The following is a 15,184-nucleotide window of genomic DNA, read 5'->3' on the forward strand; positions in this document are numbered from 1 at the left end:
TCATCACCCCACGCCCCCTGTCGCGGCGGCCTGGGAGGCGAGGGACGGGCCGAGCGCCGCCACCCCCTCCACCATGAGCGTGCGCGCGATCGCCAGGGCGGCGGCGCCGTCCGAGGGGTGCAGGTCCGCCACGGTGACGGGCTCCCCGGCGAGGAGGCGGAGCAGAGCGGGCGTGGCCGCCGCGGGCGCGCGGAAGCGGCCGGCTCGAGACCGTACGACGACGTCGGTGCCGCGGCCGTCATCGGCCGGATTGCTCGGTTCCTCGACGGTGGCCATGAGACCGGGCCGGGCCACGAGGATGTCGACCGGCGCGAGCGCGTCCGCGGCGGCGACCTGGGCGAGCACCGGCAGCGCGGCCTGCCGCTGGGCCGCCCGCGCGCGGCCGTGCAGCGCCGTCGCGAGGGTCGTCGGCGTGACCGCCTCGAGCGCGGCCGCGATGGCCGCCCGGACGGCGTCGGCGTCGCGGGCCAGATCCGCGGGGGAGGCCACGTTCACGCCGAGGTCCAGGGTGGCCCGCAGGCTCGGTTCGTCGGCGAGCGCACGACGTACGTGGTCCAGCGCCGCGTCCACGAGGTGCGCGCGCGTCCAGGTGTGGACGCCCACGGTCAGGTGAATCGAGACGTCGGCCGAGGCGGTGGCGGAGTGGAGATAGCCGCGCGGCAGATAGAGGACGTCCCCCGGCCGCAGCTCGGTCGCGAGCAGCGGCTCGGCCGCGGCGGCCGCGGCCACCGCGGTGCGCCGGACCTCCCAGGGCTGATCCCGCAGCGGGTCCGGCCACACGGGCGGGTGGATGCGCCAGGACTTGCCTCCGTGCACCTGCAGCACGAAGACGTCGTGGACGTCGTAGTGCGCCGCGAAGCCCTGATTGCCCGGCGGCGTGACGTAGGCGTTGACCTGCGCCGGGTGCCCGAGTTCGGTCGCCAGGGCGCCGGTGAAGTCCGCGAGGGGTGGCCAGGTGCGGTGCAGCGCCTGCAGGACGATGGTGGCGCCCGCGGCGAAGCGACGCCGTATGGCGTCCTCGTCCAGCTGATCGTCGATCCCCGCCCCGACGCCACCGCCCGTGGTGAATTCCCGCTCGCCGAGGGTCCGGCCGGCCTGGGCCAGCCGCAGGAATGGGGTCCGCAGTCCGCGGCGGCTGATCAGCTCGTCGACGGCGGCGGGGGAGAAGAGGTCGGCGAAGTCGTCGGCGGCGTGCGTGCCCGGCAGGCAGGCGGCCCGGTCCGCGGCGGGGACCAGGAGCGGCGTACGACCCCAGTGCTCACGAACGAACTGCTCGCGCCGAGGCGCGAGCAGTCGTTCGAGCGGTGCTGCAGACCGCGGGCCGGAGTCCCGGCCGCGCGTCATCAGGCGGGCGTTCCCGCGCCGCCGTGGGCGCCGCCGTCGGCACCCTTGTCGGCTCCACCATCGGCGCCGCCGTCGGCGCCCTTGTCCGCGCCACCATCGGCGCCGCTATCAGCTCCGCCGTCGGCACCCTTGTCCGCGCCACCATCGGCACCGCCGTCGGCACCCTTGTCCGCGCCCCCGTCAGCTCCGCCGTCAGCGCCCTTGTCCGCGCCACCGTCGCCCTCGGGGCCACGCACGGCGCCCATGTCGGCCCCGCCGTCCGCGCCGCCGTCACCCATGGGGCCCAAGACCTGGTCCTCGCCTGCATCCGTCATGTCGACCGTCCTTTCGCCGTGCTGTCATGTCGCCGGGTTGTGCCCGCCATCGTTGCGGTCCCCGCAGCCCGCCGCAACAGGAACGAGGGTTCACACGTCGATGCGTCCGTAGGTGCTCTTGGCCTTCTCCAGCGCGGACACGTAGCCCGCCCGCCCGTAGCCGCTGGTGTCGACCGCCGTGGGCACGGCCAGCAGGCCGCGCACGTCCGCAACGGAGGCGAATCCCTTGCGTTCCAACCACTGGGACAGGCCCGCGACGAGCTGCCCGGCGTAGTCCTCGCCGTGCCGCACGAGGGCGGAAGTCGTCATCACGACGTCCGCGCCGGCCAGCAGGTAGCGCACCACGTCATCGGGCGTCTCGACGCCCGTCGTCCCGGCCAGGCTCGCGCGGACCCGGCCGTGCAGCGCCGCGATCCAGGTCTGCGGCAGCCGCGATTCCGCCGGCGCGGACAGCTCGACTCCCGAGTCCACCGCGATGGCCTCGACGTCGATCTTCGGCTGGATCCACCGGTTGAACAGCACCAGGCCGTCGGCGCCGGCCTCGTCCAGGCGCATCGCCATGGAGCCGAACGAGCTGAAGTAGGGGCTCAGCTTCATCGCCACCGGAATCGACACGGCCTCCTTCACGAGGCCCAGGATGTCCAGATGGCGCCGCTCGATGACCATCCCGTCGACGGTGACGTCGCCGGGCACCAGGTAGACGTTGAGCTCGATCGCCGCCGCGCCCGCGTCCTGCATCTGCCGCGCGAACTCCGCCCAACTGCCGAGCGTCGAGCCGTTGATCGAGCCGAGCACGGGCACGTCGACCGCTTCGGCCGCTTGCTCCAGCAAGCGCAGGTAGTTGTCGGAGAGTCCGGAGTCGTTGCTCGGCACGGTGGGGAAGTACGTCAGCGACTCCGCGAACGACTCCTCATGGATCTCCTCCAGGTAGATGTCCCGCGCGGCCTCGTGTCGGAGCTGCTCCTCGAACAGCGAATAGAGCACCACCGCCCCGACGCCACCGTCGGCGAGCCGGCGGACCCCGTCGACCGTCTGCGAGAGGGGCCCCGCTGAGGCGACCACAGGGTTGCGCAGCGACAGGCCCAGATATTGCGTGGCGAGATCGACCACCGCTCAGCCCTCCTTCCGGGCGTCGGCCGCGAAGTCCTGTGCCTCGCGGGTCGCCAGCTCCTCGTATTCCGACCAGCGCCGCGCCACCTGCTCCTGGCCCAGCTCCAGCAGTCGCTCCGCCTCCGCCGGGTCGGCCCCGGCCAGCATCCGGAACCGCAGCTCGTTCTTGTGGTAGTCCTTCAGCGTGATCCGCGGCCGCGGGCTGTCGAGCAGGAACGGGTTGCGGCCCTCGGCGCGCAGGATCGGGTTGTACCGCATCAGCGGCCAGTGCCCGGACGCCACCGCCTTGTATTGCTGGTCGAGGCCCTTGCGCATGTCGATGCCGTGGGCGATGCAGTGGCTGTACGCGATGATGAGGCTCGGGCCGGCGTAGGCCTCCGCCTCCCGGAACGCCTTGAGAGTCTGCTGCGGGTCGGCGCCCATCGCGACCCGCGCGACGTACACGTGCCCGTACGCCGCCGCCTGCATCGCCAGGTCCTTCTTGTTCGTGGTCTTGCCCGCCGCGGCGAACTTGGCCACGGCGCCCAGCGGGGTCGACTTGCTGCTCTGCCCGCCGGTGTTGGAGTAGACCTCGGTGTCCATGACCAGGACGTTGACGTCGCGGCCGGACGCCAGGACGTGGTCGAGTCCGCCCGAGCCGATGTCGTAGGCCCAGCCGTCGCCGCCGACGATCCACACCGAACGACGTACGAGGTGGTCGACGACCGACACGAGATCCTTCACCGCCGCGCCGTCGAGCGACTCCAGCCGCGTCCGCAGCTCCTCGACGCGCGCCTGCTGCGCGAGGATCTCGTTCTCGCGCTCCTGCGGGGCGGCGAGGATCTCGTCGACCAGGGCGGCGCCGATCTGCTCGCGCAGGCCCTTGAGCCGCTTCTGCGCGAGCCCCGCCTGCAGGTCCGCGGCGAGCCGCATCCCCAGCCCGAACTCGGCGTTGTCCTCGAAGAGGCTGTTGCTCCAGGCCGGCCCGCGGCCGCCCGCGTTCTTCGTCCAGGGGGTGGTCGGCAGGTTCCCGCCGTAGATCGAGGAGCAGCCGGTCGCGTTCGCGACCATCGCCCGGTCCCCGAAGAGCTGGGTGAGGAGCTTCACGTACGGCGTCTCGCCGCACCCGCTGCACGCCCCGGAGAACTCGAACAGCGGCTCCAGGTATTGGATCCCGCGGACGTTGCCGAAGTCGACCTTGGACCGGGTGTTGACGGGGATCGACTCGAAGAACGCGACGTTGGCCTTGGCGGGCTCCCGGTCGCGGACCGGCGCCAGGTTGATCGCCCGGCGGTTCGGCTGCTCGACCGGCTTGACCGGGCAGGCCTCGACGCACAGGCCGCAGCCGGTGCAGTCCTCGGCGTACACCTGCAGGGTGTAGCGCTCGCCGGGGATGCCGGCCGCGTTGAGCGGCGCGGACTCGTACGCTTCAGGCGCCCCGTCGAGGTGCTTGGTGCGGAACCGCTTCGCCCGCAGCACCGCGTGCGGGCAGACCATCGAGCAGTTGCCGCACTGGATGCAGGCGTCCTTGTCCCAGACGGCGATGATCTCGCTGACGTTGCGCTTCTCGTACGCCGTGGTGCCGCTCGGATACGTGCCGTCGACCGGCAGGGCGCTGACCGGGAGCAGGTCGCCGCGCCCGACGAGCATCTCCGCGGTGACCTCCCGGACGAACTCCGGGGCGTGCTCCGGCACCGGCGCGAGCAGATCGCGCTGCGCCGTCACCGCCGACGGCACCTCGATCCGGTGCAGGTGCGCCACCGAGGCGTCCACGGCCGCCTCGTTCTTGGCGACGACCTCCGCGCCCCGCTTGCCGTACGTCTTGCGGATCGAGGCCTTGACCTTCGCGATCGCCTCGTCGCGGGCCAGCACTCCGGAGATCGCGAAGAAGCAGGTCTGCAGCACGGTGTTGGTGCGCCCCGCCAGGCCCGCCTCGCGGGCGACGGCTGTGGCGTCGATGGCGTAGAGCTCCAGGCCCTTGTCGATGATGCCTCGCTGCAGGCTGCTCGGGAGGTGGTCCCAGACGGCTTCGGGCGGGAAGGGCGCGTTGACGAGCAGCGTGCCGCCCGGCTTGGCGAACTCCAGGATGTCCACCCGCTCCAGGATCGACATGTGGTGGCAGCCGACGAAGCTGGCGCGGGAGACGAGGTACGGCGCCTGAATCGGCGCCGGGCCGAAGCGCAGGTGGCTGACCGTCCGCGAGCCCGACTTCTTAGAGTCGTAGACGAAGTAGCCCTGGGCGAAGGTGCCCTCCTGGGAGCCGAGGATCTTGATGGTGTTCTTGTTCGCCCCGACGGTGCCGTCGCTGCCGAGACCATAGAACACGGCGCCGACCGTGCCCTCGGGCATGATGTCGAGGTCCTCGCCGACCGGCAGGGACAGGTGGGTGACGTCGTCGGTGATGCCCACCGTGAACCGCGGGCGCGGCGCTGAGTCCCCGTCCCGGACCAACTCGTCGTACACCGCGGCCACCATGGCCGGCGTGAACTCCTTGCTCGACAGCCCGTACCGGCCGCCGATGACCAGCGGCATGCCGTCCCGCTCGCCGCGGGCGACTGCCTCGCCGAGGGCCGAGGTGATGTCGAGGAACAGCGGCTCGGCGAGCGCGCCGGGCTCCTTGGTGCGGTCCAGCACGGCGATCCGGCGGGCGCTGGTCGGCAGGGCCGCGATGATCTCCTCGGTGGGGAAGGGCCGGTAGAGCCGGATCTGCAGGACGCCGACCCCGCCGCCCGCGCCGTCCCGCTGCGCGTTGAGCCGGTCGGCGGTGCGGATGGCGGTCTCGGCGCCGGAGCCCATGATGACGATGACCCGCTCGGCCTGGGGGTCACCGTGGTAGTCGACCAGGTGGTACTGCCGACCCGTACGCGCGGCGAGCCGGTCCATCGCCGACTGGGTGATGCCCGGCACCGCGGTGTAGAAGCTGTTCGCCGTCTCGCGGGACTGGAAGTAGGTGTCCGGGTTCTGGGCGGTGCCGCGGATGAACGGGTTCTCCGGCGACAGCGCCCGGGCCCGGTGCGCCCGCACGAGCTCGGTGGGGACCAGCGCGCGCAGGTCGTCGTCGCCGAGCATCTCCAGGGTGTTGAGTTCGTGGCTGGTGCGGAAGCCGTCGAAGAAGTGCACGAACGGCACCCGGGACTCCAGCGTGGCGACCTGGGCGACCAGCGCCATGTCGTGCGCCTCCTGGACCGAGGCGCTGGCCAGCAGCGCGAACCCGGTCTGCCGGACCGCCATGACGTCCTGGTGGTCGCCGAAGATCGACAGCCCCTGGGTGGCCAGGGAGCGCGCCGCCACGTGGATCACGGCCGAGGTCAGCTCGCCGGCGATCTTGTACATGTTGGGGATCATGAGCAGCAGGCCCTGGCTGGCCGTGAACGTGGTCGACAGGGCCCCGCCCTGCAGCGCGCCGTGGGTGGCGCCCGCCGCGCCGCCCTCGGACTGCATCTCCACGACGGTCGGGACCGTCCCCCAGATGTTCGTGCGGCCGTGCGCGGACCACTCGTCGGCGAGCTCGGCCATCGTCGAGCTCGGCGTGATCGGGTAGATGCTGCACAGCTCGTTGAGGCGGTAGGCGACGGAGGCCGCGGCCTCGTTGCCGTCGATGATCGCCTTGGTCATCAGAAGAGCCCTCCCTGTCGCGAGTCGTCCGCCGTGGCGCGACCCCGGCCCGGGCCGGTCAGGGGTCGATCCGGGCGGCCCTCGGGCACCATGTCGATGGCGTGGACGGGGCACTGCTCGTAGCAGGTGCCGCAGCCCGTGCACTTGTCGTAGTCGTAGCGGTAGCGGTGCCCCTTGCCGAGCTTGATCACCGCGTCCTCGGGACAGGCCCCGAGGCAGCCGTCGCATTCGATGCAGTTGCCGCAGGACAGGCAGCGCTCCGCCTCGAAGCTCGCCTGCTCGTCGTCGAGGCCGCCGACGACCTCGTCGAACGCGCTGACCCGCGCGTCGGGGTCGAGTTCGGGCTGGCTGCGCCGGGTGAAGTCCCCGAAGTACCACAGGTGCAGGTCGTCGAGGCCGACGACCGGGTGCTTGGCGGGCCGGTTGTCGGACGTGGAGTTCAGCCAGGCGTCGATGGTGCGGGCCGCTCGCTTGCCGTGCCCCACGCCGATGGTGACGGTGCGCTCGGACGGTACGGCGTCGCCGCCGGCGAAGATGCCCGGCACGTCGGTCATCAGGCTCTTCGGGTCGACCTGGACCACGTCGCCGTCGAAGCGCATCCCGGGGATCGACTTGAGGAAGTCGCTGTCGGTCTCCTGGCCGAGGGCCAGGATCACCGTGTCGGCCGCCAGCTTCTCGAACCGGCCGGTCCCGCGCGGCTTGCCGTTCTCGTCGAGCTCCATGATCTCGACGGTCAGGTCGTCGTCGACCTCGGTGATGGTCCGCAGCCAGTTCATCTTCACGCCCTCGCGCTCGGCCTCGGCGGCCTCCTCGGCGTGGGCGGGCATCTGCTCCGCCGTACGGCGGTAGACGATCATCGTCTCCTCCGCGCCCAACCGGCGCGCGACGCGGGCGGCGTCCATGGCGGTGTTGCCGCCGCCATACACCGCGACCCGCCGGCCCATCACCGGCCGGTCGCCGCTCGCCACGGTCCGCAGGAAGCTCACCGCGTCGACGACCTTCTCGGCGTCCCGCGACGGCAGGTCCACCTTCTTGCTCAGGTGCGCGCCGATCGCGACGAAGACCGCGTCGAACCCGCCGTCGCGCTGCTCGGCGAGGAGGTCCTTGACCGTGTGGTCGTTGACGATCCGCACGCCCATGGCCGTCAAGCGGGCCACCTCGCCGTCGATGACGACGCGGGGAAGGCGGTATTCGGGGATGCCGTAGCGCATCATGCCGCCGGGCTGGGGCGAGGTGTCCCGGATCTCGACCTCGTGGCCGAGGCGAGCCAGGTGGTAGGCGGCGGACAGGCCGGAGGGGCCGGCGCCCACGACGAGCACCTTGCGGCCGGACGCCGGCGGGGGCGGCGGGAACTGCCAGCCCTGCTCCAGGGCCATGTCGCCGAGGTAGCGCTCCACTCCGTGGATGGAGATGGCGCTGTCGAGGTCGGCGCGGTTACAGGCCGACTCGCACGGGTGATAGCAGACCCGGCCGTGGATCGCCGGGAACGGGTTGTCGCGGGTCAGCTGCACCCACGCCGCGTGCGGGTCGCCCAGCTTCAGCAGCCGCAGCCACTCCTGGATGTTCTCCCCGGCCGGACAGGCGTTGTTGCACGGGGGCAGCAGGTCGACGTACACGGGCATTCGGGACCGGACGGGCGCGACCCGACCGGCAGCCTGGCTGAGGTCGGGAAGCTTCGTGATGTCGCGGCGGGCTTGCGGCATAAGGGCACCTCGGGCAGTCGTCGACGGGTGACAGTGCGCACGCTAGTACCCGTCGAGGCGCTGAGGGGAGGAGCTTTCCCCGGAGTTTGCCGGAAATGGAGGAGTGGCGGCGCCGGACCCTCAGCTACGGTGCAGTAGCGCCCGCACCGCGGCGCTGACGACGAGGGCCGCCTGCGCGCCGTCCCCAGGCCGGGTGGGGCCGCTGGTCTCGGGCCCCGCGCCGGGGGCGGCGAGGTCGCCGACGGGCGCGCCGGCGCGGTCGGCCTCCAAGACGTACGCCGTGGCGGCGTTGAGCACGGCCTTCTGGCCGGGGGAGAAGTGCGGCCAGCCGGCGCGAAGAGCCGAGAGGTCCCCGGCGTGGGCGGAGACGCTGCACACGGCCATCCCGGCGGCGACGTTCTGCCGGCGGACGGCGTCCATCAGCTCGAACAGTTCCCGGCTCGCGGACTCATCGAGCGGGGTGGTCCAGGCGCTGACCTGCTGCCAGAGGCCGCCCAGTTCGGCGGCGAAGCGGCGCAGGTCCGGGTCCTCGGGCAGGCTCGACGCGGCCGGTGGGCTCGACACAGCCACCTCTGGCGCGGCAGGGGTAGCGGTAGCGACGGTATTGACCGCATCGTCCGTGGCCGTCATTCAACCTCCCGGGGCATCACCAACCTGCGGAAGGCCACAGTCGACCGTCCGGTCACTTCTCGATTCGGCAGGTCGCGCCGTCCCGGGAGGGTTTTCGGGAGGGCCGACGAGCCCCCTACCGTGGGTGGGCGGTTCGGCATCATTAGTCTGGGTGCTGTGAGCGCGAGCAGCAAGGTATCGGTCATCGGTGCGGCGGGTCGGATGGGTACAACGGTGTGTCAGGCCGTCGAGGAGGCCGACGACCTGGAGCTCGTGGGCCGCTATGACATGGGTGACGACCTTGGCGACCTCGGGGGCGCCGACGTCGTCGTGGAGTTCTCGGTCTCGGACAGTTCGCCCGTGAATGTGGCCCACTGCGTGGCGCGGGGCGTGCACGTCGTGGTGGGGACGACGGGCTGGGACGACGCCAAGCTGGCGACCCTGCGGGAGCAGCTGGACAAGGCCCCCGCCGGCACCGGCGTCCTGATCGCCCCCAACTTCGCCATCGGTGCCATCCTCATGATGAGCTTCGCGCAGACCGCCGCCCGGTTCTATGAGTCGGTGGAGATCGTCGAGCTGCACCACCCCAACAAGGTGGACGCGCCCTCCGGGACGGCGGCGCGCACGGCGCAGCTCGTCGCGCAGGCGCGGGCCGCCGCGGGACTCGGGGCGGTTCCCGACGCCACGACCACCGACCCCGGCGGCGCTCGGGGAGCGGACGTCGACGGGGTCCACGTGCACGGGGTGCGGTTGCGCGGCTACATCGCCCACCAGGAGGTGCTGTTCGGCACCGAGGGGGAAGGCCTCACGATCCGGCACGACAGCTTCGACCGCGTGAGCTTCATGCCGGGCGTGCTTGCAGGCGTGCGCGGCGTCGCGGATCACCCCGGGCTGACCGTGGGCCTGGAGCACTATCTGGGCCTGTGACACGCCGATGACTGCCATTCGGCGCGGCGCTTGCGGCCGCTGAACGGCGGCTCATGACCGCTGGGCTCTTGACCGGGTGGTCGGGAACTTCTGGTGTGATCCCCGACACGCTGCATAAACGCCAGGTCACGCGGCATAACCACGTCCGTCCTGGTCGCGGCTGCTCGGCGCAGGGGGGCATGTGGTCCCATGCAGGACAGGCCCAAAAGCGGAAATCTGTGGGGCACCGAAAAGCCCGGAGCCCCGGGCGTTTCACCAAGACTTTGAGGAAGGTCCGCACCCACATGGCACACGACATCGCCCCGACCTCGACTGCGGCTCCTGTCGAGACCGCCGCCCCCGCTACTCGGCAGATCTTGATGGGCGACCCGGGCCCGCTCGGCACGGCGTGCTTCGCGCTCACCACGTTCGTGCTCTCCACCATCAACGCGGGCTTGATGCCCGTGGGCATCAAGCCCGTCGTCCTCGGCCTGGCCCTGTTCTACGGCGGAATGACGCAGATCTTTGCGGGGGTTCTCGAGTTCTTCAAGAACAACACCCTCGGTGGCGTCGCCTTCTGTAGCTACGGCGCGTTCTGGATGGCCTTCTGGTATATCTCGACCCAGACGACCTATGCCCCGAGCGTTTCCGCCGCTGATAAGAGCCACGCGGTCGGCCTGTTCCTGCTCGGCTGGACCATTTTCACGGCGTACATGACGATCGCGGTGAGCAAGACTCACAATGCGCTCTTCTTCACCTTTGTCGTCCTGCTGGCCGCCTTCATCTTCCTGACGCTCGGCGACTTCACGCTGAACGAGATGTTCACCAAGCTCGGCGGTTACTTCGGTCTCGCCGCTGCTGCCGGCGCCTGGTACTGCAGCTTCGCCGCGGTCTTCAACGCGACCGCCGGCAAGGCCGTCGTCCCGGTCTGGCCGCGCGCCTGAGCTGACGACCCGCGTCGCTAGCCCACATCGGGCCTAGTCCCGCACGCCCGAAGGGGCGGGAGAGCCTGGCTCTCCCGCCCCTTCGTCATGCCCGGCCGCCCGTCCGTCGAGGCCCGGGCTGTCGCCGCAGCGTCAGCAGCACCGGGTCTTCGGATTGCTTTCCTGCTCGGCGTACTTGTCCTTCCAGAACTGCCGTTCCGTGGGGACCTCGCAGCCGGGGTGGTGGCGGCGCAGGTGGGCGACGTACCGCTCGTAGGCGTCCGCGCCGGTGACGCCGCGCCAGTACCAGCGCAGCCCCCGCACGCCGCGGCGTACCTGCTCGATCACGTCGCCGCCCGCGCGGCCACCGTTGCTCGTCATGGTGCTCAATGGTGCGCCCGGACCGGCGTCGGGTCCAGCCCGGCCGCCTTCCACTCGTCGAGGACCTCCTTCTCCAGCGGCGTGGGGAAGAAGGTCGCAGGAGCGAAGATCCGCGTCGGGACGGGCTCCTCCTCGCTGGTCGGCAGGCCGCCGGCCTTGACCGCCTTCCACGACACCCACAGGGTGACCGCGAAGACGATGAGGACGAGCCCCGCATAGACGATCGACAGCACGCCGTCGATCGTCGCGTTCCGGATCACGGCGTCGATCTCCGCGGGCGTCTTCGCCGTGGAGTACGAGGTCTTGCCCGCGTCCTTGGCCGCCTGGGCGGCGTTGCGCAGGGACCAGTAGCCGATGGTCGGGTTGCTCGAGAAGATCTTCTGGAACGAGGCGGACTCGGTCACGATGAGGATCCACGCGAGCGGGAGGCCTGGGACCCACGCGTACTTGGCGTAGCCGCGCTTGCACGTGATCGCGAAGACGACGCACAGCGCGATGCCGGCGAGGAGCTGGTTGCTGATGCCGAACAGCGGATACAGCGTGTTGATGCCACCCAGCGGATCGGTGACGCCCATCACCAGGATGCCGCCCCACAGGAGGACGACGAGAGCCGAGCACACCCAGGCGCCGACGCGCCAGGACGGGTCGGCGAACTTCTGCAGCCCCGCGTTCTTCGTGGACCGCCCGAGAGCGCCGAAGAAGTCGGAGAACATGAACCGCGCGACGCGGGTGCCCGCGTCGATGGTCGTGAGGATGAACAGCGCCTCGAACATGACGGCGAAGTGGTACCAGAACGCCTTGTCACCGAGAAGCGACAGGATCGGCGTGCGGTGCATGACGTCCGACAGGCCGACGGCCAGCGTCGGCGCCCCGCCGGTGCGCGAGATGATGTTCTTCTCGCCCACATCCTTGGCGTGCTGGACGAAGAAGTTCGCATCGACGTTGGCCAGCGGGTTGCCCCCGGGGCTGGTCAGGCCGAGCCCATTGACGTAGGCGGCGGCCTTGGCCGGGTCGGGCGAACCGGTGAGACCGGCCGGGGCGTTCATCCCGAAGTAGAGGTGCTGGTCGAGGATGCAGGCCGAGACCAGCGCCATGATCGCGACGAAGGACTCGGTGAGCATGCCGCCGTAGCCGATGATCCGCGCCTGCCGCTCCTTCTCGATCAGCTTCGGCGTCGTGCCGGAGCTGATGAGGGCATGGAAGCCGGAGATGGCGCCACACGCGATGGTGATGAACAGGAACGGGAACAACGAACCCGCGAAGGCGGGGCCGGTGCCGGTCTCGGCGAACTTCGTGACGGCCGGCATCTGGATGACCGGTCCGACCGCGACGATGCCGATGGCGAGCATGACGATCGTGCCGACCTTCATGAACGTCGACAGGTAGTCGCGCGGGGCCAGCAGCATCCAGACCGGCAGGACGGAGGCGACGAAGCCGTACGCCGCGACCCAGTAGGCCAGGGACAGCCGGCTCAGCGTGAAGATCGGGGCCAGGGTCGAGGAGTCGGCGACGTACTTGCCCAGGACGATCGCGAGCAGCAGCAGCGCGACGCCGATGAGCGACACCTCGTTGACCTTGCCGGGGCGCAGGTAGCGCAGGTAGAAGCCCATGAAGAGGGCGATCGGGATCGTCATCGCGATCGAGAAGACCGCCCACGGGCTCTCGGCGAGGGCGCCGATCATGACCAGGCCGAGCACGGCGATGAGCAGGATCATGATCGTCAGCACGCCGAGGATCGCGGCCCAGCCGCCGACCGGGCCGAGCTCGTCGCGGGCCATCTGACCGAGGCTGCGGCCGTTCCGGCGCAGCGAGTAGTGCAGGACCATGTAGTCCTGCACGGCGCCGGCCAGGATGACGCCGACGATGATCCAGATCGTGCCCGGCAGGTAGCCCATCTGGGAGGCGAGCACCGGGCCGACGAGGGGACCGGCGCCGGCGATGGCCGCGAAGTGGTGGCCGAAGAGGACGCGGCGGTCCGTCGGCATGAAGTCCTTGCCGTTGTCGAACTGCTCGGCAGGCGTCGCGCGGGTGTCGTCCGCCTTCAGGATCTTGCGCTCGATGAACTTGCCGTAAAGCCGCAGCGCGATGAGATAACTGCCGACGGCGGCGAAGACGAACCAGCGGGAGTTCACCTCCTCGCCGCGGACGAGGGCGATCATGATCCAGCCCAAGGCCGCAAGAACGGCACAAACAGCCAGGTAGATCTTGGTCTTCCCCGTCATCACAGGGGGTTCGTTGACGGCGATGGGTGGCAGGTCCGGATCGTTCCGGACCTTTCCCTCCGCCCGGGTGTCGACGGTCATTGTCGGCTCCTGGAGTTGGTGCTGGGACACGGGAAAGATACCCACCCGTTATGGATTCGGGAAGCGAACTCGCGGAACTCCCGGGTCATCGTTGCAGATCGGTGACCTGGGCAGATGGGGTCATTATGCGGATGGATCTTCGAGCCGTGTTCGCCCAGCGGGCTTTTGGCCCACTGATCGTATACGCGTCGTACGCGCGAATGTGGTCCGATGATTCAGTTCGGCGCGGGGGGTGATGGCGGCCGGGTCAGGCAGCGCGGCGGGTCGCGCCGGTCAGGCGGGTCAGGTGGGTCAGCCGGTCAGGCCCACCCCAGTGCGCGCAGCGCCGCGCCCGTGCCGGCCGCGAGCACGACGACCAGCAGGAACGGGGCCCGCAGTGCCAGTGCCAGGGCCGCGACGGCGACGGCGGCCGCGCGAGCGTCCAGGGTGCGGGCTCCGGTGCCGGTCGTGAAGGCCTGGACGGCGACCAGCCCCGCCAAGAGTGCGACCGGCAGCAGTCCGACGAGGCGAGATACATAGGGCCCCTCGAGTAGGCGCCGCGGCACGACGTACCCCGCGAGTTTCGCCGCGTACCCCGCCGCCGCCGCCAGGAGCACCGTGGTCCAGGTGGTCATGCGGACGGTCCGGTACGTCGTTCGGGCGAACCGTCGGCGCCCTCGGCCGTGGTGGCGCCGTCGGCCCTGTCGACGCTGTCGGCGGGGCCGGCGGCATCCGGGGTGACGCGCTCGCGGCCCCGGGCGAGCGAGAGCCCCGCGACCACGATCGCCGCCAGCGCAGCCACGAGCACCGGGATCCCCGCTGGCACGGCGGGTGCCACGCCCAGCGCCAAGGCTCCGGCCAGGGCCGCCGTCAGAAGCGCCGCGCGGCGGTGCAGCCGGGGCCACAGCAGGGCGACGAAGGCCCCCGCCGCCGCGGCGTCGAGCCCCCAGGTCTTCGGGTCGCCCAGGGCGTTGCCGACCAGGGCGCCGACGAAGGTCATCAGGTTCCAGAAGACGAAGACGGCGAGTCCCGTCAGCCAGAACCCTCGGCGTGCGGACGCGACGTCGGGCTGGGCGACGGCGACCGCGGTGGACTCGTCGATGGTCAGGTGGGCCGCCGCGAGTCGACGCCATCCGCGGGCGTCCAGTTCGCGGGAGAGTTCCAGGCCGTAGAGGCCGTTGCGTACGCCGAGGAGGGTGGACGTGGCGACCGCTGCCGGGCCGGAACCGCCCGCCCCGAGGATGCCGACCACAGCGAACTGGGAGCCGCCGGTGAACAGGAGGACGCTGAGGACCTGGGTCTGGGCGACGTCCAGTCCCGCGGCGACCGACAGGGCACCGAAACTCACCCCGTAGGCGCCCGTCGCGACCCCGACGGACAGGGACTGGCGGGCGACGGTGTCGAGCTTCATCGCGTGGGGTCCGGGGCGTCGGGGCCGGGCGGGTCGAGGCTGGTGGCCAGTCGGGCCTCCAGCACGGTTGCGCCGGCGTCGTCGACGACGCGCGTGCGCCGGGCGCGGTCGGGGCCGAATCCGGCGCCCTGCAGGAAGGCCCTGGTCCGCTCGTGCCCAGCCAGGACCCAGACCGTGATCCCGGTGGCGCCGCGTTCGCGGGCGACGTCGGCCGCCGCGGCCAGCAGCCGGCTGCCATGGCCCGCGCCGCGGCGATCCGGGTCGACGCCGGCGACGGTGATCTCGACGGCCCCGCGCTCGGCCAGGTCGGGGTCGTCGCTGGGGCTGATCGCGGCGAACCCGACGATCTCGCTGCCCTCGTGGGCGGCGAGCAGCACGTGGTCGGGGCCCGAGTAGTCGCTCAGCGCGACTCGCCAGGCGTCCGCGAAGGCCTGCGCGGTGCACATCTCGAGCGCCTCGGCGGGGAGGTCACCGGCGTAGGCGTCGCGCCACAGCCGAGCTTGGACGGCGCCGACGGCATCGGCGTCGGCCGGGCCGGCGCGTCGTACGCCGACATCGGGGTGGGTCCGGCTCATTTGCGCATCTTGTCAGAGGCAGCCCGACCGTC

General features: G+C 71.2%; 12 protein-coding genes and 1 pseudogene. 2 read left to right on the top strand and 11 right to left on the bottom strand.

The features are described from left to right. Nucleotides 1-3: 3 nt before the first annotated feature. The 6 genes and pseudogenes from IPK37_15610 to IPK37_15635 form a co-directional block, all read right to left on the bottom strand. Nucleotides 4-1,344 (bottom strand): cupin-like domain-containing protein, encoded by a 1,341-nt coding sequence (locus IPK37_15610; protein QQS00291.1) that lies wholly within the window; start codon nt 1,342-1,344, stop codon nt 4-6. Then, nucleotides 1,344-1,616, bottom strand: a pseudogene (locus IPK37_15615) (BatC protein). Before IPK37_15615 ends, IPK37_15610 begins: the two are co-directional and overlap by 1 nt. A 132-nt stretch (nt 1,617-1,748) precedes the next feature. Further along, the gene (locus IPK37_15620; GenBank protein ID QQS00292.1) at nt 1,749-2,768 is read right to left on the bottom strand and encodes a dihydroorotate dehydrogenase-like protein; all 1,020 of its coding nucleotides are present in this window, start codon (nt 2,766-2,768) and stop codon (nt 1,749-1,751) included. A gap of 3 nt (nt 2,769-2,771) precedes the next feature. Beyond that, a complete protein-coding gene (gene nifJ / locus IPK37_15625) occupies nt 2,772-6,362 on the bottom strand; it encodes a pyruvate:ferredoxin (flavodoxin) oxidoreductase (protein ID QQS00293.1) in 3,591 nt (1,196 codons plus the stop codon). After that, nucleotides 6,362-8,065 (bottom strand): NAD(P)-binding protein, encoded by a 1,704-nt coding sequence (locus IPK37_15630; protein ID QQS00294.1) that lies wholly within the window; start codon nt 8,063-8,065, stop codon nt 6,362-6,364. Before IPK37_15630 ends, nifJ begins: the two co-directional genes overlap by 1 nt. A 120-nt stretch (nt 8,066-8,185) precedes the next feature. Continuing rightward, on the bottom strand, nt 8,186-8,629 hold the full coding sequence (locus tag IPK37_15635) for a hypothetical protein (GenBank protein ID QQS00295.1): 444 nt from the start codon (nt 8,627-8,629) through the stop codon (nt 8,186-8,188). Nucleotides 8,630-8,851: 222 nt separating this feature from the next. On the opposite strand from IPK37_15635, the gene IPK37_15640 reads away from it, so the two are divergent. After that, nucleotides 8,852-9,601, top strand: coding sequence for a 4-hydroxy-tetrahydrodipicolinate reductase (locus IPK37_15640; protein ID QQS00296.1), 750 nt, complete (start codon nt 8,852-8,854; stop codon nt 9,599-9,601). Between the two features lie 359 nt (nt 9,602-9,960). Then, a complete protein-coding gene (locus IPK37_15645; GenBank protein QQS02932.1) occupies nt 9,961-10,524 on the top strand; it encodes an acetate uptake transporter in 564 nt (187 codons plus the stop codon). Between the two features lie 132 nt (nt 10,525-10,656). Here the strand turns inward: IPK37_15645 and IPK37_15650 are convergent, their stop codons facing one another. From IPK37_15650 to IPK37_15670, 5 genes are all read right to left on the bottom strand, one after another. After that, nucleotides 10,657-10,884, bottom strand: coding sequence for a YbdD/YjiX family protein (locus IPK37_15650; protein ID QQS00297.1), 228 nt, complete (start codon nt 10,882-10,884; stop codon nt 10,657-10,659). Nucleotides 10,885-10,889: 5 nt separating this feature from the next. Then, nucleotides 10,890-13,187 (bottom strand): carbon starvation protein A, encoded by a 2,298-nt coding sequence (locus IPK37_15655; protein QQS00298.1) that lies wholly within the window; start codon nt 13,185-13,187, stop codon nt 10,890-10,892. A gap of 299 nt (nt 13,188-13,486) precedes the next feature. Further along, nucleotides 13,487-13,801, bottom strand: coding sequence for an AzlD domain-containing protein (locus IPK37_15660; protein QQS00299.1), 315 nt, complete (start codon nt 13,799-13,801; stop codon nt 13,487-13,489). Then, nucleotides 13,798-14,577 carry an AzlC family ABC transporter permease gene (locus tag IPK37_15665; GenBank protein ID QQS00300.1) on the bottom strand — a complete coding sequence of 260 codons (780 nt, stop codon included), beginning with the start codon at nt 14,575-14,577 and terminating at the stop codon, nt 13,798-13,800. The genes IPK37_15660 and IPK37_15665 overlap by 4 nt, the downstream gene beginning before the upstream one ends. Further along, nucleotides 14,574-15,152: a GNAT family N-acetyltransferase gene (locus tag IPK37_15670; GenBank protein QQS00301.1), complete on the bottom strand. Its 579-nt coding sequence runs from the start codon at nt 15,150-15,152 to the stop codon at nt 14,574-14,576. The genes IPK37_15665 and IPK37_15670 overlap by 4 nt, the downstream gene beginning before the upstream one ends. Nucleotides 15,153-15,184 lie beyond the last annotated feature (32 nt).

Source organism: Austwickia sp. (assembly GCA_016699675.1).
Classification (GTDB): domain Bacteria; phylum Actinomycetota; class Actinomycetes; order Actinomycetales; family Dermatophilaceae; genus Austwickia.